Here is a 17062-nt window from a genome sequence, read left to right as displayed (position 1 = left end):
GGGGGCGGCTCGTCATCCGGCCCCTTTCTGCAGCCCGCGAGCGGAGTCGCATCCATGACCGATTATTCCCTGCATGTCGGGCAATACGACGTTACTCTTCTGCACGACGGGTTATTCGAAGCGCCGGTGGATGTGTTGATCCACACGGATGGCGATGCTGCCCGGCAACATGCGATCGAAAGCTGGGGTAAGCCGACGCTTCAGGTGGATGTGAACTGCTTTCTCCTGCGCGGGCCTTCCGGTGTTCTTCTCGTCGATGCCGGGACGGGCACTTCCTGGGGGCCGAAATACGGCCATGCGCGATCGGCGTTGCATGAAGCGAGGATCGCGCCGGATGAAATCCAGAGCGTTTTACTCACCCATATTCATGGTGACCATGCGCTTGGCTTGTTCGATGGAGACAAGCCGTATTTCCCTCATGCAGACGTGTTCGTATCGGACCGTGATATCGCCTTCTTCACCGATCCCGTCGCGCGCGAGGCTGTGCCGGAGGCGCGGCGCGGCGGCTTCAAGGTGGCCGAGCAACTGCAGCGCGTCTATGGCTCCCGCATAAAGCGGATCGGTGCTGGCGAAGTGCTGCCCGATATAGAGGCGCATCCGCTGCCGGGCCACACGCCGGGCCACACCGGCTATCTGCTGCGCGGTGGCGACGATTCTCTCCTGATCTGGGGCGATGCCTTGCATTTGGGGGATCTGCAGCCCGGCGATCCGAAGATCGGCCTCGCCTATGATCTCGATCCCGAGCTGGCCGTCAGAACCCGCTGGGCTGCTCTGGAAGATGCTGTCTGCGAAGGCTGGATCGTCGCAGGCGGCCACATCACCGGCTTCGGGCGCGTGGAGCTGGTTTCCAACGGCTACAGGATTTCGCCGGTGTGAAGCATCCGCCGGCCAGTGCACTGAGCAAGCGCATCGGATAGGCTCTCTTCGCTCACAATCTCTGCTTCTCGATCAAGGCAGCCCAGACTGCCGCCAGCAGCGCGAGCACCGCGGATATCAGCATCAGAGCAAACAGGGTATGGATCGTCGCCGATTGCGCGATGAACAACCCGCCAATCGAGCCGATGAGGGCGCCGCCCGCGATCCTCATGGCGGCGGCGAGCCCCGCAGCCGTGCCGACCATATCCGCCCGGACCGACATTGCACCACTGTTGGCAGCCGGCATGGTGAGACCGTTGCCGATGCCGATGAACATGCAGGGGCCGAAGAGCGCCCAGATATACGTCATTCCCGACAGGGACAGTGCCAAGCCGATCGACAGGCCGATGCAGGTCAGAAGCCGCGCGATGACAAGGATCCTGCCGAGCGGGATTTTCGCGGCGTAGCGGCCGGCGAGATAGCTGCCGAGAATGAACCCGGCGGGAACCAGGCCCATGTAGAAGCCGAGCTTGGTGCTCGATCCGCCGAGGGAATCGCCTATCGTGAGCGGGGCTCCTCCGAGGAAGATATAGAGCACGCCCATGGAGCAGGCCATGCAGAGCGTATAGGCCCAGAATCGCGCCGAACGCAAAAGCAGTCCATAGGAGTCAAGGTAGTTCCTCCGCGCATCCGATAAGGGCGCTCTCGATCCCGTCAATTCACGCAGGGAGAGGAGGAAGGCGGCGATGCCGAGGATCGCGAGGACGACGAAGCTTGCGCGCCAGTCGAAAAACTCGTCCAGCGAGCCGCCGAACAGCGGCCCGACCATGGGCGCCAGCGCCCATCCCATGGCGAGATAGCCGAATTTGCTGGCGGCCTCGTGCTCGTCGGATGTTTCCTTGATGACGACGAGAGCGACGGAATAGCACGGCCCGATGCATGCCTGCATCGAGCGAAAAACGAGAAAGGTGCCGATATCGGGCGCGAGAACGCAGCCGATCGAGGCGATGATGAAGATCGCAAGCGCCGTCAGGACCACAGGCCGGCGGCCGAACCGATCCGATATCGCTCCCCCGATGGCCTCAAGGGACGCGGTGACGATGGAAAAGCCGGCGACCGAAAGGTTCACGAGGGCGAAATCGGCATGGAACGCCGCTGATATCTTCGGCAGCGACGGCAGGATCATGTTGACCGGCAGCACGGCAAGGGCGGAAAGCAGGATGAGGGTCGTTAGCCGCGGCTGTGCGGCGGCTTGCCCGATGGTCGTGTCTTCGATTGCTTGCGTGGCTGAATGGTCTATGCGGCTTTTGGTGCGCGTCATGGCCTTGTCCGTCGCGTGAGTGGGAAGTCGAGGGAGATCTGACGGGGCGCTGCCCGGATTGAGGGCAATAAAAAAGGCCCCGTCAGGAGCCTGCTTACCGCGCATGGGTGCTTTCGCCGGATGGTTACACCATCCTGCCCATGCGCCTTCCTACCACTGCGAGAACGAGTGCCGTGTTCATGACACCAGAGCTAGACGGAAAGCTGTGCGCGGTCAATGCGCCTTTTCCGGCGCAATGGATGCCCGGCAGCGCTGTCGCTCAAATATCGTAGCTGTGCCCGGCATTCAGCGTCGAGATGAACCGCTTCGTGCGCTCCTGCGTCGGGGCGCTGAAGATGGCGCGGGAGGGGCCGGTTTCGACGATGTTGCCGGCCTCGAGGAAGACGACGCTGGTGGCGATTTTCGAGGCGAGGCGCAGGTCGTGCGTTGCCATCACCATGGTGGTGCCTTCATTGGCGAGCTGGCCGAGAACGTCGACGACTTCAGCGGCGAGTTCGGGGTCGAGCGCCGAAGTGGGTTCGTCGCAGAGAAGAACGCGGGGCGAGGGGGCAAGCGCGCGGGCGATTGCCACGCGCTGCTGCTGCCCGCCGGATAGTGTCGAGGGCCAGGCGTCCATCTTGTGCGACATGCCGACCTTGGTCAAAAGCTCGACGGCGCGGGCGCGCGCCCTTTCGGCCGGCCAGCGCAGCACGGTGACCAGGCCTTCCATGACGTTTTCGATTGCCGTCTGATGCGGGAAGAGCTGGAAATTCTGGAAGACCATGCCGGTCTGGCGGCGGATTTTCTGAATATCCTGCCAGCCGGTTTTCTTGCCCGGCTGAAAGGTGGCCGTCTCCTCGCCGATACGGATCATGCCGGCGGTCGGGATTTCCAGAAGGTTGATGCAGCGCAGCAGCGTACTTTTGCCGCCGCCGGAAGGGCCGACCAGCGCTGTCACCGTGCCTTCCGGAATGAGCAGGCTGATGTCGCTCAGGATGATATTCTCGCCAAAGCGTTTTTCGATGTGCGACAGCTCGATCATGTCCGTGCCTCCAGCGTGCCGCCATAGCGGGCGAAACGGCGTTCGAGAGAGACCTGTAGCGTCGACAGGAAAGAACTCATCACAAGATAGATCAGGGCTGCTTCGATATAGAGGATTAGCGGCTCATAGGTCGTTGCCACAATGCGCTGCGCGGCCTGGAACAGTTCCGGCACCGTGATCGCCGCGGCAAGCGAGGTATCCTTGACCAGCGAGATGAAGGTATTCGACAGCGGCGGCACGGCGACGCGTGCGGCTTGTGGCAGGATGGTGCGGTTCATCGCCTGCCGCCAGCTCATGCCGATGGAATAGGCTGCTTCCCACTGGCCCTTCGGCACCGAGGAGATGACGGCGCGGATGATCTCGGACGTATAGGCGCCGACGCTCAGCGTGAAGCCGATGACGGCGGCGGGAAAGGCATCGAGCAGGATGCCAAGGCTCGGCAGGCCGTAAAAGATAACGAAAAGCTGCACCAGCAGCGGCGTGCCGCGGATCACCCAGACATAGAAGCGTGCGACAGCGACGAGCGGGCGCGGGCCGAAAAGCCGGGTGACCGCGGTGAGCAGCCCGAGCAGCAGGCCGAGAACGAAGGTAATCAGGGTGAGCGGGATGGTGAAGACGAGCCCCGCCCAAAGCAGCGAGCCCAGTGATTCCCACATCAATTGCAACCAGTGCTGCACGAAGAAGCGGCCTCTCAATAAAGGAATGCGTCCGGAAAGGGTTCCGGACGCATCTTTTTCACAATTTGGCGGCGATGCCTATTACTTCGAAACGTCTTGGCCGAAGTATTTCTGCGAAATCTTGGCATAGGTGCCGTCAGCCTTGATATCGGCCAGCGCCTTGTTGATGGCGGCCTGCAGCTCCGGCTCGCCCTTGCGGATGATGGCGGCGGAATAATCGGCATTGGCCTGCTGGGCGACGATCTTCACCGGCGCATCCGGCTTGTGCTTCTTGAAATCGAAGAAGGAGAGGCTGTCGTTGATGGTGGCGTCGGCGCGGCCGGTCAGCACGAGCTGGATCGACTGGTCGAAGCCATCCGTGCCGACGAGTTCGGCGCCGGACGTTTGGGCGAGCTTGCCGAAATTGCTGGTCAGCGACTGTGCGGCCTTCTTGCCCTTGAGGTCGGGGAAGTCCTTGATGTCGCTGTTGCTTTCCTTGACGATCAGCACCGCCTTGGAGGCGATATAGGGATCGGAGAAATCATATTTCTGCTTGCGGGCATCGGTGATGCCGACTTCGTTGATGACGGTGTCGTAGCGGTTGGCATCGAGACCGGCGATCAGGCCGTCCCACTTGCCTTCCAGAAACTGCGCCTTCACGCCGAGCTTGCCGGCGATCGCCTCGGCGATCTCGACATCGAAGCCGACGAGCTTGCCGCTTTCGTCATGGTAGGTGAAAGGAGCATAGGTGCCCTCCGTGCCGACCTTCAAAACGCCGGCGGACTGAATCGCCTTGAGGTTATCGCCTGCATGGGCGGGCAGGAGAAATGCGGTCTGCACGAGGGCGGCAGCGGCGACGGTCTTCAACCAGTTCATTGTTTTCTTCCGTTTCTTGAGCGGTTCAATCGATGAGGAATACATTGCAGAAAATCTAGGGCAGTGAAGCGTAGAAAACTGCAAAAGAATTCGGCAATTGCGAATATTTTTCTCAAAGGAGCTGAAGGCACAAATCGAGTTCGTCTCTGATGGGGATTCCGTTGTCGGCGATCCCTGGAATGCTTGGTTTCAGCCGCCGTGCCTCGTCGACCGCCCCGGGTCGAACCCGCCGAAGTTCGAAACCTCGACGTTGGTAGAAACGGAGGGCATCGAGATTGTCGTTCGTCGTCATGACCCAGAGTGCCGACACGCTTTGCTGGCGCAATTGATCGGCGAGCGCTTCTATCAAAGCGGTTCCCACGCCCTGGCCGGAGTGAACCGCATCCAGCGACATCAGTTCCGCCTCATTGCCTTGTATTCGGTAGGTTGCCAATCCCCGCTCGGGATCAACGACGAGCGCCGGCAGATCCAGCAGGTCAAAAATCTCGCCATGGGCGGCGACTTTCGTGCCCCCCCATCGCTCTGTGAGGAGCTTGACGATCCAATCCTTGTCTTGCGGTCCAGCTTCGCGAGTCATCATAAGCCCGATTAACAGCATTGGTTTCGCGCCGGATGGAATGAGGCATCCGCCGGTGCGAAATGGCGGCAAAAGTCAGCCCTGCCGACGCCATGGCCAGCTCGGAAATTAAGTGCCACGCCGTCCTTTCCGCGTTATAATAATCGGCTGCAATGTAGACGGAAAGGTGAAGCTAATGAAGAGGCTAGCAATCGTTGCCTTGTCGCTAGCGACGGCGCTGACAAGCGTCCCGCCGGCTGAGGCGTTTCCCATCATTGTTGTCCCGAAAGTCGAGGCACCGAAGGCGCAGCCGATAGACTGGCATGGCGGTTATCATGGCGGATACTACCATCATGGCGGATACTATCACCACCACGGCGACAACTGGGGTTGGGCGCTCGGCGGCCTTGCTGCTGGCGCGTTAATCGGCGGGCTACTGGCGCAGCCGAATTATTACGGCGGCTATTACGGGTCGGGCTATTACGGCGGCGGCTATTATGGGCCTGGCTATTACGGCGGCTATTATGGTCCGCGGTATTACGGCGGCTATTATGGTCCGCGCTATTACCGACGAGCCTACTATGGCGGCAGTGCGCATGTGCGCTGGTGCTATGCGCGTTATCGGTCCTACAGGGCTTACGATGATACGTTCCAGCCCTCCTATGGTCCGAGACGGCCGTGCGTCGCGCCATACTAGTGATGGCGCAAAAAGCATCTTTTAGGATTGGTTACTGGTGGCGGATAGCTGCCGGTCAGTCAGGCCATGGTTGCTGTCGAACCGCGCGTATGGCCGACTGCGCATAACGAGTCCAGCCGCCGCTATCTGCTCCTCGTCAAACCGTTGCCACTTTCCCCTTCATTCGCTCGCTGACGATGATGATCAAGCCGGCGCTGAGGATGAAGGCTGCGCCGAGGAAGGTGTTGGCCTTGGGGATGTCGCCCCAGATCAGGAAGCCAAGCAGGAAAGCCCAGATGAGGGACGTATATTCGAACGGCGCCAGAACGGAGACCGGCGCCTGCCGCATACCTTCGAACAAGGCAAGCTGTCCTGCGCCGGCAATGACGCCTGTGCCGAAAAGCAGCAACATCTGATAGGCGGTTGGCGTCTGCCAATGCAGGATGGCCATGGTGGCGGTCAGGAGGATGAAGATGATGTTCGAGACGGCCATCTGGATATGGCTTTTTTCGTGCAGCGCGGTCTTGCGCAGGAGCACCATGCCGGTCGCCCAGAGCACGGCGGCCTGCAGCGCCAGATAGACGGGCCAGGAAATGGACAGGCCGACCGGATTGGAGGCGATCACGACGCCGCAGAAGCCGAGGCCGACCGCCGTCCACCGGACCAGGGTGACCTTCTCGCGCAGGACGATGGTCGCCAGGATCGTGCCGACGACCGGGGCGGCGTAATAAAGTGTCGTCACTTCGGCAAGCTGCAGGTAGCGGGCGGCGGAATAGTAGGAGGTCCAGGCGATAACCAGCAACATGCTGCGCACGATCATCGGCTTGATGATCGGCGAGCGGCGGACCTTGCGCGCCAGCGACGGCCCTTCGAAGAGGAAGCAGCCGGCGAGGATGGTGCAACTGCGCCAGAAGAGGATCTGCCAGACGGGGATGTCGGCGACGAGCAATTTCACCACCGAATCGTGGGCAGTGAACAGCATATAGGCAAACACCGTAAGCAGGATGCCGTAGCTGATGGGGTTTTTCACGGAAGCACCAGGGGAATGGCTTGAGGCAGGCCGGCGGAAAATTTCTTTTAAGGCTCAACGGATAGGCGGCTACTTTTTCGCCGTCAATAGGCCATATGGGCTGGATAAACCGCATGAGAAACATTGTTTGCGGTTGTGACTTCCTTGCCTCCGTTTTAACAGACGGAGACGAAACGTGACCGATCGGCGTCTTTTCGGATGTTGAGATTTCAATCGATTTAAATATCCTGCGGCCACCGATTTGGGGATTTCTTATGGATGATATGACTCGATCCGGGAGCTTTCAGGCTCGTAGAAGCGGATTTTTCACAAAATCGCGCGCAGCCGTTTCCCTGCTGTTTTTGATGAACGGCTTCACCGTCGGCTGCTGGGCGCCAAAGATTCCGGAGTTCGCCGAACGGCTGCAACTGACCAAATTCGAGCTCGGCCTGATGATCCTTGTCTTCGGTCTGGGGTCGCTGGTGATGATGCCGATGGCTGGCGCGCAGATTGCCGGGCGCGGCTCGAAGATCGTCGTCAAGGCCTTTGCCGTGTTGCTGGTGCCGATGTTGCTCGCCTTGACCGTCACCCAGAATGTCTGGACTGCCGCGATCGCCATCTTCCTGTTTGGCGGCTTCATCGGCGCCATGGATGTGGCGATGAATGCCAATGCCGTGTCGGTGGAGAAATCCATGCGTCGGGCGATCATGTCGTCCTGTCACGCGTTCTGGAGTCTTGGCGGCCTCATCGGCTCGGCGATCGGCGGTTTTCTGATCTCGCGCTGGGGCGTGCTCGGCCATGCCGAGGCGGCCACGGCCCTTGCTGTTCTCTTCCTCGCTGTCGCCTGGCCGATGATGCTCGGCGACCAGCCGCATCCGGACGAGGCAAAGCCGAAGGCGCGCTTGCCGATGATCCCCCTGCCCTGGCTGCTCGGCATGATGGCGCTGTTCTGCATGATTCCGGAAGGTGCGGTGCTTGATTGGAGCGCCCTCTATCTCGGCCAGGAAAAGGCCGCTTCGGTGACATTGTCCGGATTTGGCTTCGCCGCCTTCTCCCTCACCATGGCAACGATGCGCTTTGCCGGCGATTTCGTTCGCGACCGGCTGGGCGCCGTCAAGACGCTGCGGGTCTGCACCGTCTTTGCGATTGTCGGCATGCTGCTTGCGGCGCTGGCGCCGAATGCGGAACTTGCCATTGTCGGCTTCGCGCTCTGCGGCATCGGTATTTCCAACATGGTGCCGATCGCCTTTTCGGCCGCCGGCAATATTCCGGGGCTGCAGCCGGGCATCGGCATCTCCGTCGTCACCACCATGGGCTATTCCGGCATGCTGGTCGCTCCTTCCGCCATCGGTTTCGCCGCCGAGCACGTCGGCTTTTCGCCGGTTCTGATGGCGCTGCCGGTGCTGCTGCTCATCGTGCTGGCGCTGTCGTCTCTGGCCCATTACGCCGACGGCATTGGCAGCGGCTCGCATTAATTTGGTCGCTTTCGCCTGCTATCGCCTGAGCAAAAGTGAAGCCCGGAGCGGTTGACAACGACCGCTCCGTGATCCACCTGAAAGGCACCCATTTCCCGAGGCTAACGAGAGCTTTCCATGTCGTCCGCCAGTGATTTCGATCCGAAACCGCGCCGTTCCTCCGTTGCCGTCGATGTCGGCGGCGTGATTGTCGGCGGCGGCGCGCCCGTGGTCGTGCAGTCCATGACCAACACCGATACCGCCGATATCGATTCGACGGTGGCGCAGGTCGCAGCGCTCTATAGGTCCGGTTCTGAGCTGGTGCGCATCACCGTCGATCGCGACGAAAGTGCCGCCGCCGTTCCGAAGATCCGCGAGCGGCTGCTGCGCCTTGGCATGGACGTGCCGCTGATCGGCGATTTCCATTATATCGGCCATAAGCTGCTTGCCGACCATCCGGCCTGCGCCGAGGCGCTGGCGAAATACCGCATCAATCCCGGCAATGTCGGCTTCAAGGACAAGAAGGATAAGCAATTCGCTGAAATCATCGAGATGGCGATCCGCTACGACAAGCCGGTGCGCATCGGCGTCAACTGGGGCTCGCTCGACCAGGACCTGCTGACGGCGCTGATGGACAAGAATGCGGCCGAGGGCTCGCCGCTCTCGGCCCGCGAGGTGACGCGCGAGACGATCGTGCAGTCGGCGCTGATTTCGGCCGACCTTGCCGAGGAAATCGGCCTGCCGCGCAATCGCATCATTCTCTCGGCCAAGGTCAGCCAGGTGCAGGACCTGATCGCCGTCTATTCCATGCTCGCTGCCCGTTCCGATCATGCGCTGCATCTTGGCCTCACCGAGGCCGGCATGGGCTCGAAGGGCATCGTCGCCTCATCCGCCGCCATGGGCTATGTGCTGCAGCACGGCATCGGCGACACTATCCGTGTCTCATTGACGCCGGAGCCGAATGGCGACCGCACCCGCGAAGTGCAGGTGGCGCAGGAACTGCTGCAGGTGATGGGTTTCCGCCAGTTCGTGCCGGTTGTCGCGGCCTGTCCCGGCTGCGGCCGGACGACCTCGACCGTGTTCCAGGAACTGGCGCAGAACATTCAGAACGACATCCGCAAGAACATGCCGGTCTGGCGCGAGAAATATCCGGGTGTCGAGGCGCTCAACGTCGCCGTCATGGGCTGCATCGTCAATGGTCCCGGCGAGAGCAAGCATGCCGATATCGGCATCTCGCTGCCCGGCACTGGCGAAACGCCCGCCGCCCCAGTCTTCATCGACGGCAAGAAGGCGATGACGCTGCGCGGCCCGAATATCGCTTCGGACTTCGAGGCGCTGGTTACCGACTATATCGAGAAGCGTTTCGGCCAGAAGAGTGCTGCGGCGGAGTGATCCGCCGCCGGAACTGGCCTCAGACGTTGCTGGTCAGCAGCTTGATGCCGGCAAAGCAATAGAAGCCGGCCATGGCGCCTTCGATCCATCGGCGCGCGTTCCTGTAAATCTTCAGAGCATGCGGCGTCGAGAACAGCGTCGCATAGCCCATGAAAGCAACAAAACCGGTCGCTCCGCACACGGTTATAATGAGTACCGCAACGGAAGCCGGCGCACCCGGCGGCATACCGAGCGCGATGATGGCGAGCCAAGCGAAGATCGCTTTCGGATTGGTGACGTGGATGCCGTAGCCGCGCAGGATCAGCGACTTGAAGCTTGGCGTCTTCTGCTCCGCCGTGGCGGCCGGCAGGTCGCCACTGGCGCGCACAGCGCGAAATGCCTTGTAGGCGAGATAGAGCAGATAGAACCCGCCAAAAATCTTCAGGATCTCCAGCGCCATCGCGTAGGTTTGCAACAGGGTGGCAAGCCCGGCGGCGGCAGCGATCGCCCAGGTCAGCGAGCCGCCGAAGATGCCGAGCGAAATCGTCATGCCCGCCTTGCGGCCGTGGGTCATTGATGTTCCGATGATGGCCATGATCGCCGGTCCAGGACTGACGACGGCGATGATATAGGCAATATAGGCCGGCAGGATCTGCGGCAGATAGGCAAGCGCCTCATTGCATGGGATAGCTCCGCAGGATGTCAGACAGCGCGGCCAATTCCGCGTGCTTGACACTGCAGGCGCCAGAATTGCCACGGAATCGCCAGGACGTCACTCTTGTCCCGGAGATTTTTTGTCACGGTGACATTTTGCGCCGAGAGCTTCTCAGCTCCGGCGGCTTGCCACGAAGCGCGCCGTCTCGATCAGCAAAGCCGCCTTCTCTCCATAGGGAGAGAGCAACTCCGCGGCTTCCGCCACCAGGCGCGCAAGCGTGGTTTCGGCCCAGGCCTGGCCATGCAGCGCGACCAGCGTGCCTTTGCCGCGGGCGGCATCCTTGCCGGTGGCCTTGCCCATGGTTGCAGCATCGGCGGTCAAATCGAGGAGATCGTCGGCGAGTTGGAAGGCGAGACCGATCTTTTCGCCGAAGATACGCAGCCGCTGACGGTCCTCAGCCGGGGCACCGGCGATGATGGCGCCGGCTTCGCAGGCAAAGCGGATCAGCGCACCGGTCTTCATGGCCTGCAGCGTGGTGATGCCGCGTTCGTCCGGCGTCTCTTTTTCGGCAGCAAGATCAAGGGCCTGACCGCCGGCCATCCCGCCGATCCCCGCCGCGCGCGATAGCGCCAGCACGAGCTCGATCTTCCGGTCGGCCGGCAGGCTGGTTTCCGGCGCGGCGATGATATCGAAGGCATAGGTCAGCAGGCTATCGCCGGCGAGGATCGCCGTTGCATAGTCGAAGGCGACATGCACGGTCGGCTGCCCGCGGCGCAGATCGTCGTCGTCCATCGCCGGCAGGTCGTCGTGGACCAGCGAATAACAGTGCACGCATTCGAGCGCCGCTCCGATGCGGAGCGCTGCGTCGCCGTTGCCGCCGAGAAGTGCGGCCGTCTCCATCACGAGAAAGGGTCGCAGTCGCTTGCCGCCGTTCAGCACGCCATGACGCATCGCTTCGAGCAGGCGGGTGGGACGGATGATCTCACCGTTCAGGCAGGCGTCCGCGAGAAGCTCGTTCAGGACAGCCTCGACCTTGCCGGCATTGTCCCTGAGGCGATGTTCGAAGGAGGAATTGGTGCTGTCCATGGCCGCTGTTTGGCATGAGTGCGTGTTGCTGGCAACGAGAATTGTCAACAGCCAGGGTGGGAATCTCGTCGCACTCTGGTCATCGCTCTGTGTAGACGGTATGACAATTGCAGCATTCCTGCGCGTTCCTCGGACGCAGGAGTGCTCCGGGGTGGAGCAACGGGTGGACCTTCAGCAATTGGACATACCGACGGACAGCGATGAGGAAGCCGAGATGCCGCAACGCTCGGGCCGGCTTGCACGGTTCAAGGCCCGTCCGCTCTGGCAGCGTATCGTTCTCCTCCTCGTCGGTTTGATGCTGCTGCCCTATCTGTTCATCCTGCTTTACGTTCTGCCATTCACCCACCCGATTTCGACTTTGATGCTGCGCGATGCCCTCACGTTTCAGGGATATGATCGTCGGTGGGTTTCCTTCGATGAGATAGCGCCGGTGCTGGTGCAGTCGGTCATGGCTTCTGAGGACGGACAATTCTGCTTTCATGGTGGGGTCGACTGGGGCGAGATGCGCATGCTGGTACAGGATACGCTGCGGGGCCAGTCCACGCGGGGCGGCAGCACCATCCCCATGCAGACCTCAAAGAATCTTTTCCTCTGGAACAGCCGCTCCTTCGTGCGCAAGGCGCTGGAGCTGCCGCTGGCCGTCTCCTCCTCGTTCGTCTGGTCGAAGCGGCGGATGATGGAAATCTATCTGAATATCGCCGAATGGGGGCCGGGCATCTACGGCATAGAGGCGGCGGCACGCTATCATTTCAAGGTGCCCGCCTCGAAGCTGAACGCCCGTCAGGCCGCTCTTCTCGCCGTCTCTCTGCCCAATCCGATCGACCGGGTGGCAAGCAAGCCGGGGCGCGGACTGCGCCAACTCGCCTCGCTGATCCAGCGCCGCGCGAGGAGTTCCGGCGAGTACATCAAATGCCTTTATAACTGATATCAGAACTTGTCGTTCGATTGGCTGACCGTCATCTGACATTCTTGCTTGTGACGTAAGGGCGGGTATCTGCCAACCAAACCGGACATTTGCCCAATGAACATTGATGCCTTCTCGCCCGAACTGCTGAACTATTCCAAGAGCCGCCATCCCGAACCGTCCATTCATCTCGGCACGCGCTTTGATCTCTCGGGCAATTTCCAATACGAGCCTGGCAATACGATCGTCTGCCATGTGGTGGAAGGCTCCGAAACGCAGCAGGCCCTCGTTGCGGCGCGCGAGAAATTTCTGGCGATGCCGGAAGCCGCGCAATTCACCTTTACGCCGATTTCCAGCCTGCATATGACGCTGTTTCAGGGTATTATCGAATATCGCCGCAAGCAGCTCTATTGGCCGGCGGATATCGCGCTCGATACGCCGATCGATGAGATGACCGAGATCATGGGCGAGCGCCTGAAGGCTTTTTCCATGCGCGATCCCTTCAACGTGGCGGTGACGCGTGCGCGGCCGAGCGGCCTCTTGATGGATGGCGCGACCGAGAGGGATCAGCAGGTGATGCGGGAGTGGCGCAACGCTTTTGCGGATCTACTCGGCTATCGCCATCCCGATCATGACGTCTATCCGTTCCACATCACCTTCTCCTATGTCATCGAGCGGCTGGATGACGAGGCGCTGCCACGCTGGCAGGCGATGCTGGACAAGGTTGCCGCCGATGTTCGCGCCGAGGTGCCGGTTCTCGAGCTGCGACCACCGGCTTTCTGCGCATTCGACGACATGAAGCATTTCGAGGAACTTCTGGTATTCGAGTTCCAAAAATAAGAAGGACAAATCATGGACAAGCTGACCCTCTATATCGGAAACAAGAACTATTCCTCCTGGTCGTTTCGGCCGTGGATCGCCTTGGAGGGTTGCGGCATCGCATTCGAAGAGGTGCTGATCCCCTTCGACTTTCCGGCCGGCAACCCGCGCATCCGCGAGGTTTCGCCGACCGGCAGGGTGCCGATGCTCGTTCATGATGGCTTCAAGGTCTGGGAATCGCTCGCCATCATCGAATATGTGGCCGAGCTTTTCCCGGATGCAGGCCTCTGGCCTAGTGATCGCCAGGCACGGGCCACGGCGCGCTCGATTTCCATGGAAATGCTGGCGGGCTTCCGGGCGTTGCGCAACGCCTGCCCGATGAACATCCGTCGCCCCGTCAGCCGGCTCGACCTGCCGGAGGGTGTCATGGAGGACGTGGCGCGGATCGAGACGATCTGGCGCGACATGCGCGCCCTATCCGGCGGCCCGTTCCTGTTCGGCGCTTTCTCCGGCGCCGATGCCATGTTCGCGCCGATCGTCAACCGCTTTGAAGTTTATGATCTCGTCAGTGCCGCCGACACGCTGGACTATATGGCCGCGATGAAAGCCCTGCCCGCCTGGCAGAAATGGGAAAAAGCGGCGCGTGAGGAGCCGTGGATCGTGCCGGAAGACGAAGCCTGATCGCTGATTCGGCTTCCATCCCGCCGAATCAGATGGTGCGGGCAAAAAATGCGGGAAGGGACTGGTCAAAGTCCCTTTAGCCATGTATAAGCCCGCCCAATTTCCGAAATTGATCCATGTCTGTTTCGGCCGCCTGGCTGGCCGCTGATATGTTTCGTCCGCAAAGTGGAGTAACGAGAATGGCTGTACCGAAGAGAAAAACGAGCCCGTCCAAGCGCGGTATGCGCCGCTCGGCCGATGCGCTGAAGGCTCCGACCTATGTCGAAGACAAGAACTCCGGCGAACTGCGTCGCCCGCATCATATCGACCTGAAGACCGGCATGTATCGCGGTCGTCAGGTTCTGACGCCGAAGGAAAGCGCATAATTCAAGCGCTGCCTTAAAGGCTGAGATTAAAAGGCTGGCGTCTCGCCGGCCTTTTTCTGTTTGTGCATTCGGTTCAGCAGGATCACGCCGGAAAACGCTTCGCACTTTTCCTGGATTTGCTTTAAGACTCGCGGCGACTTCAATTCCGAAGGGATTTTCCTGGCTATGATTGTTGCCTTCCCGCTGATGATCGTTCCGCTCGTGCTCTACAATCTGGCGATGCTGGGTCTGATGGGCGCCGGCGGCATCGCTTCGCTCAACAATGTCATCCTTGCTCTTCCCATGCTCTCGGGCGCGACATGGACGCTGCAGCTCGGCGATCTCTTCATCGTCATCGCGCTGATCACGCTGTTCTTCGAAATCTTGAAGGCGACGCGCAACGGTTCCGGCTCGCTGCTCAATCACATACTGTCGATGCTGGTGTTCATCGCCTATCTCGTCGAATTCCTGCTGGTCAAGGATGCGGCGACACAGACCTTCTTCATCCTGATGGTCATCACCTTCATCGATGTCATCGGCGGATTCACGATCTCGATCCGCTCGGCGGGACGGGATGTTTCGATCGGATTGTGAGGGTTTTTGACTTCTCCCCCGACGGGGAGAAGCTCGTACAGAGCACGGATTAAAGCGGCGCTGCACTGTGGGCGGGCATCGGCAAGATGCTCACAAACTATCCAGCTTGTTCTGCATCGCGCGGAGCTGCTCTTTCAACTCGTCGATGTCCTTTGCCTCCGCCTTGCGACTTTCCTTTGCCGGCGGCTTCATGAAGGGGGAGAACATCTGCATGGCCTGCTGGAACATTTCGGTATTGCGGCGGACCTGTTCTTCGACCATCTGGATCGGCAATTGCAGGTTCTTGCCGAGCGGCGTTTCGCCGAAGGCGCGGTTGATCTGATCGCGCATCTGTGTCTGCTGTTCGGTGAAGGCGCGCATGGAATGTTCGAGAAAGCTCGGGACGACCATCTGCATCTGATCGCCGTAATAGGTGATCAACTGCCGGAGGAATGAAATCGGCAACAGCGTATTTCCGGTCTTCGATTCCTGTTCGAAAATAATCTGCGTCAGCACCGAATGCGTGATTTCTTCGCCGCTTTTTGCATCTTGGACGATAAATTCCTCTCCCTTCTTCACCATCTCCGCCAGGTCATCCAGCGTCACGTACGTGCTGGTGCCGGTATTGTATAGGCGGCGATTGGCGTATTTCTTGATTACGATCTGGCCCTCATTCTTTGCCATTATCAGTCTCCTGGACCCGTCTGATTGTATGGAAACTCCTCCACCCCCAAGTGTAGACGCAAAAGAAGCTTGGTGACAATCGGTTTGTGCGATGCGGCAAGCCCTTTCCATTAATCAGATTTTTGCCGGCGATGACGGCTTCATGAAATCTGGAAGATCAAAATTCTTGGCGTTTGACTCCGGCGCAAAGCTTTGACAGTTTCGCCTTATATATGTTCAACCTGTGAGGAGGCTTCCATGAGCAATCCATCCATCGTCGTCGCCAGTGCAGCTCGCACTGCTGTCGGTTCCTTCAACGGCGCCTTTGCGACCATTCCGGCTCATGAGCTCGGCGCTGCTGCCATCAAGGGCGCATTGGAACGCGCCGGTGTCGAGGGCAGGGAAGTCGATGAGGTGATTCTCGGCCAGGTGCTGCAGGCCGGCGAAGGGCAGAACCCTGCCCGTCAGGCCGCCATGAAGGCCGGCATCCCGCAGGAGGCAACCGCATGGGGCGTCAACCAGCTCTGCGGTTCCGGTTTGCGCGCCGTTGCGCTCGGCATGCAGCAGATCGCTTCGGGCGACGCCAAGATCATCGTTGCCGGCGGCCAGGAATCCATGTCGATGGCCCCCCATGCCGCCCATCTTCGCGGCGGCACCAAGATGGGCGACATGAAGATGATCGACACGATGATCAAGGACGGCCTGACGGACGCCTTCTACGGCTATCACATGGGCATCACGGCGGAAAACATCGCCCGCCAGTGGCAGCTCTCGCGCGATGACCAGGATCAGTTCGCCGTTTCCTCGCAGAACAAGGCCGAGGCTGCCCAGCTCGCAGGCCGTTTCAAGGATGAGATCGTGCCCTTCATCGTCAAGGGCCGCAAGGGCGACGTCAGCGTCGACGCCGACGAATTTATCCGTCACGGTGCGACGCTGGACGGCATGACCAAGCTGCGCCCGGCCTTCGACAAGGAAGGCACGGTGACGGCCGGCAATGCTTCGGGCCTGAATGACGGCGCGGCTGCTGCCGTGCTGATGACCGAGTCGGAAGCCTCGCGCCGCGGCATCCAGCCGCTTGCACGTATCGTCTCCTGGGCAACTGCCGGCGTCGATCCGCAGATCATGGGCAGCGGCCCGATCCCTGCCTCGCGCAAGGCCTTGGAAAAGGCGGGCTGGTCGGTCGGCGATCTCGACCTCGTCGAGGCAAACGAGGCCTTCGCTGCACAGGCCTGCGCCGTCAACAAGGATCTCGGCTGGGATACGTCGATCGTCAACGTCAATGGCGGTGCCATCGCCATCGGCCATCCGATCGGCGCCTCCGGCGCGCGCATCCTCAACACGCTGCTGTTCGAAATGAAGCGCCGCGGCGCCAAGAAGGGTCTCGCAACGCTCTGCATCGGCGGCGGCATGGGTGTCGCCATGTGCTTCGAGGCGCTTTGAGCCGCGTCGCGCCAAACGATGCGGGAATGGTTGTAAACAAGGTCATGCTAAAATAAATAGCGAGAGACGGATGAGCGATTCGGGTTCGCTCATCCTGCTCTA

19 protein-coding genes are annotated in these 17062 nt (G+C 60.6%); 10 read left to right on the top strand and 9 right to left on the bottom strand.

What is annotated here, in order from left to right; translation table 11 throughout:
- Positions 1-54: 54 nt before the first annotated feature.
- Entirely contained in the window at positions 55-876 is an 822-nt protein-coding gene (locus NXC24_RS19800; protein ID WP_104824838.1) for an MBL fold metallo-hydrolase, read from the top strand.
- 52 nt (positions 877-928) lie between these two features.
- On the opposite strand, the gene NXC24_RS19795 is transcribed toward NXC24_RS19800, so the two are convergent.
- The 5 genes from NXC24_RS19795 to NXC24_RS19775 form a co-directional block, all read right to left on the bottom strand.
- Positions 929-2176, bottom strand: a complete 1248-nt coding sequence (locus NXC24_RS19795; RefSeq protein WP_104824837.1) for a multidrug effflux MFS transporter — start codon at positions 2174-2176, stop codon at positions 929-931.
- Positions 2177-2435: 259 nt separating this feature from the next.
- Positions 2436-3197: an amino acid ABC transporter ATP-binding protein gene (locus tag NXC24_RS19790; RefSeq protein ID WP_104824836.1), complete on the bottom strand. Its 762-nt coding sequence runs from the start codon at positions 3195-3197 to the stop codon at positions 2436-2438.
- Positions 3194-3874 (bottom strand): amino acid ABC transporter permease, encoded by a 681-nt coding sequence (locus tag NXC24_RS19785; protein ID WP_104825273.1) that lies wholly within the window; start codon positions 3872-3874, stop codon positions 3194-3196. Before NXC24_RS19785 ends, NXC24_RS19790 begins: the two co-directional genes overlap by 4 nt.
- Positions 3875-3955: 81 nt before the next feature.
- On the bottom strand, positions 3956-4729 hold the full coding sequence (locus tag NXC24_RS19780; RefSeq protein WP_104824835.1) for an amino acid ABC transporter substrate-binding protein: 774 nt from the start codon (positions 4727-4729) through the stop codon (positions 3956-3958).
- A 112-nt stretch (positions 4730-4841) separates the two neighbouring features.
- Positions 4842-5306, bottom strand: coding sequence for a GNAT family N-acetyltransferase (locus NXC24_RS19775; protein WP_199773501.1), 465 nt, complete (start codon positions 5304-5306; stop codon positions 4842-4844).
- A gap of 175 nt (positions 5307-5481) precedes the next feature.
- Here NXC24_RS19775 and NXC24_RS19770 point away from each other — a divergent pair, with 175 nt between their 5' ends.
- Positions 5482-5982 carry a BA14K family protein gene (locus NXC24_RS19770; protein WP_104824834.1) on the top strand — a complete coding sequence of 167 codons (501 nt, stop codon included), beginning with the start codon at positions 5482-5484 and terminating at the stop codon, positions 5980-5982.
- 136 nt (positions 5983-6118) lie between these two features.
- Here the strand turns inward: NXC24_RS19770 and NXC24_RS19765 are convergent, their stop codons facing one another.
- Complete coding sequence (locus NXC24_RS19765) at positions 6119-6991, bottom strand: DMT family transporter (RefSeq protein ID WP_104824833.1); 873 nt, start codon at positions 6989-6991, stop codon at positions 6119-6121.
- A 254-nt stretch (positions 6992-7245) separates the two neighbouring features.
- Between NXC24_RS19765 and NXC24_RS19760 the strand changes: the two genes are divergently transcribed.
- Positions 7246-8445, top strand: coding sequence for an MFS transporter (locus tag NXC24_RS19760; protein ID WP_104824832.1), 1200 nt, complete (start codon positions 7246-7248; stop codon positions 8443-8445).
- A 117-nt stretch (positions 8446-8562) separates the two neighbouring features.
- Positions 8563-9816, top strand: coding sequence for a flavodoxin-dependent (E)-4-hydroxy-3-methylbut-2-enyl-diphosphate synthase (gene ispG, locus NXC24_RS19755; protein ID WP_104824831.1), 1254 nt, complete (start codon positions 8563-8565; stop codon positions 9814-9816).
- A 19-nt stretch (positions 9817-9835) separates the two neighbouring features.
- On the opposite strand, the gene NXC24_RS19750 is transcribed toward ispG, so the two are convergent.
- Together NXC24_RS19750 and NXC24_RS19745 are read right to left on the bottom strand one after the other, a co-directional pair.
- Positions 9836-10483, bottom strand: a complete 648-nt coding sequence (locus NXC24_RS19750) for a LysE family translocator (protein ID WP_104825271.1) — start codon at positions 10481-10483, stop codon at positions 9836-9838.
- A gap of 138 nt (positions 10484-10621) precedes the next feature.
- Positions 10622-11536, bottom strand: coding sequence for a polyprenyl synthetase family protein (locus tag NXC24_RS19745; protein WP_104824830.1), 915 nt, complete (start codon positions 11534-11536; stop codon positions 10622-10624).
- 214 nt (positions 11537-11750) lie between these two features.
- Between NXC24_RS19745 and mtgA the strand changes: the two genes are divergently transcribed.
- From mtgA to NXC24_RS19720, 5 genes are all read left to right on the top strand, one after another.
- On the top strand, positions 11751-12461 hold the full coding sequence (gene mtgA, locus NXC24_RS19740) for a monofunctional biosynthetic peptidoglycan transglycosylase (protein ID WP_104825270.1): 711 nt from the start codon (positions 11751-11753) through the stop codon (positions 12459-12461).
- A 96-nt stretch (positions 12462-12557) separates the two neighbouring features.
- Positions 12558-13280: a DUF1868 domain-containing protein gene (locus NXC24_RS19735; RefSeq protein WP_104824829.1), complete on the top strand. Its 723-nt coding sequence runs from the start codon at positions 12558-12560 to the stop codon at positions 13278-13280.
- A gap of 12 nt (positions 13281-13292) precedes the next feature.
- Complete coding sequence (locus NXC24_RS19730; protein ID WP_104824828.1) at positions 13293-13940, top strand: glutathione S-transferase family protein; 648 nt, start codon at positions 13293-13295, stop codon at positions 13938-13940.
- Between the two features lie 179 nt (positions 13941-14119).
- The gene (gene rpmF, locus NXC24_RS19725) at positions 14120-14305 is read left to right on the top strand and encodes a 50S ribosomal protein L32 (protein WP_003543812.1); all 186 of its coding nucleotides are present in this window, start codon (positions 14120-14122) and stop codon (positions 14303-14305) included.
- A 165-nt stretch (positions 14306-14470) separates the two neighbouring features.
- The gene (locus NXC24_RS19720; protein WP_104824827.1) at positions 14471-14878 is read left to right on the top strand and encodes a hypothetical protein; all 408 of its coding nucleotides are present in this window, start codon (positions 14471-14473) and stop codon (positions 14876-14878) included.
- A 90-nt stretch (positions 14879-14968) separates the two neighbouring features.
- Here NXC24_RS19720 and phaR read toward each other — a convergent pair whose 3' ends face one another.
- Positions 14969-15541: a polyhydroxyalkanoate synthesis repressor PhaR gene (phaR, locus tag NXC24_RS19715; RefSeq protein WP_104824826.1), complete on the bottom strand. Its 573-nt coding sequence runs from the start codon at positions 15539-15541 to the stop codon at positions 14969-14971.
- Between the two features lie 237 nt (positions 15542-15778).
- Between phaR and NXC24_RS19710 the strand changes: the two genes are divergently transcribed.
- Positions 15779-16960, top strand: coding sequence for an acetyl-CoA C-acetyltransferase (locus NXC24_RS19710; protein WP_104824825.1), 1182 nt, complete (start codon positions 15779-15781; stop codon positions 16958-16960).
- The last annotated feature ends 102 nt before the right edge of the window (positions 16961-17062 follow it).

The sequence above is a fragment of the Rhizobium sp. NXC24 genome (genome assembly GCF_002944315.1).
Classification (GTDB): Bacteria; Pseudomonadota; Alphaproteobacteria; order Rhizobiales; family Rhizobiaceae; genus Rhizobium.
Note: the sequence above shows the minus strand (reverse complement) of the source record. Positions and strands in the feature narration are given on the sequence as shown.

Coding starts and splice junctions, on each gene's coding strand:
- NXC24_RS19720 (WP_104824827.1), top strand. CDS start 14,471: ATGATTGTTGCCTTCCCGCTGATGATCGTTCCGCTCGTGCTCTACAAT.
- NXC24_RS19770 (WP_104824834.1), top strand. CDS start 5,482: ATGAAGAGGCTAGCAATCGTTGCCTTGTCGCTAGCGACGGCGCTGACA.
- NXC24_RS19800 (WP_104824838.1), top strand. CDS start 55: ATGACCGATTATTCCCTGCATGTCGGGCAATACGACGTTACTCTTCTG.
- rpmF (WP_003543812.1), top strand. CDS start 14,120: ATGGCTGTACCGAAGAGAAAAACGAGCCCGTCCAAGCGCGGTATGCGC.
- NXC24_RS19775 (WP_199773501.1), bottom strand. CDS start 5,306: ATGACTCGCGAAGCTGGACCGCAAGACAAGGATTGGATCGTCAAGCTC.
- phaR (WP_104824826.1), bottom strand. CDS start 15,541: ATGGCAAAGAATGAGGGCCAGATCGTAATCAAGAAATACGCCAATCGC.
- NXC24_RS19780 (WP_104824835.1), bottom strand. CDS start 4,729: ATGAACTGGTTGAAGACCGTCGCCGCTGCCGCCCTCGTGCAGACCGCA.
- NXC24_RS19760 (WP_104824832.1), top strand. CDS start 7,246: ATGGATGATATGACTCGATCCGGGAGCTTTCAGGCTCGTAGAAGCGGA.
- mtgA (WP_104825270.1), top strand. CDS start 11,751: ATGCCGCAACGCTCGGGCCGGCTTGCACGGTTCAAGGCCCGTCCGCTC.
- NXC24_RS19735 (WP_104824829.1), top strand. CDS start 12,558: ATGAACATTGATGCCTTCTCGCCCGAACTGCTGAACTATTCCAAGAGC.
- NXC24_RS19730 (WP_104824828.1), top strand. CDS start 13,293: ATGGACAAGCTGACCCTCTATATCGGAAACAAGAACTATTCCTCCTGG.
- ispG (WP_104824831.1), top strand. CDS start 8,563: ATGTCGTCCGCCAGTGATTTCGATCCGAAACCGCGCCGTTCCTCCGTT.
- NXC24_RS19710 (WP_104824825.1), top strand. CDS start 15,779: ATGAGCAATCCATCCATCGTCGTCGCCAGTGCAGCTCGCACTGCTGTC.
- NXC24_RS19790 (WP_104824836.1), bottom strand. CDS start 3,197: ATGATCGAGCTGTCGCACATCGAAAAACGCTTTGGCGAGAATATCATC.
- NXC24_RS19745 (WP_104824830.1), bottom strand. CDS start 11,536: ATGGACAGCACCAATTCCTCCTTCGAACATCGCCTCAGGGACAATGCC.
- NXC24_RS19795 (WP_104824837.1), bottom strand. CDS start 2,176: ATGACGCGCACCAAAAGCCGCATAGACCATTCAGCCACGCAAGCAATC.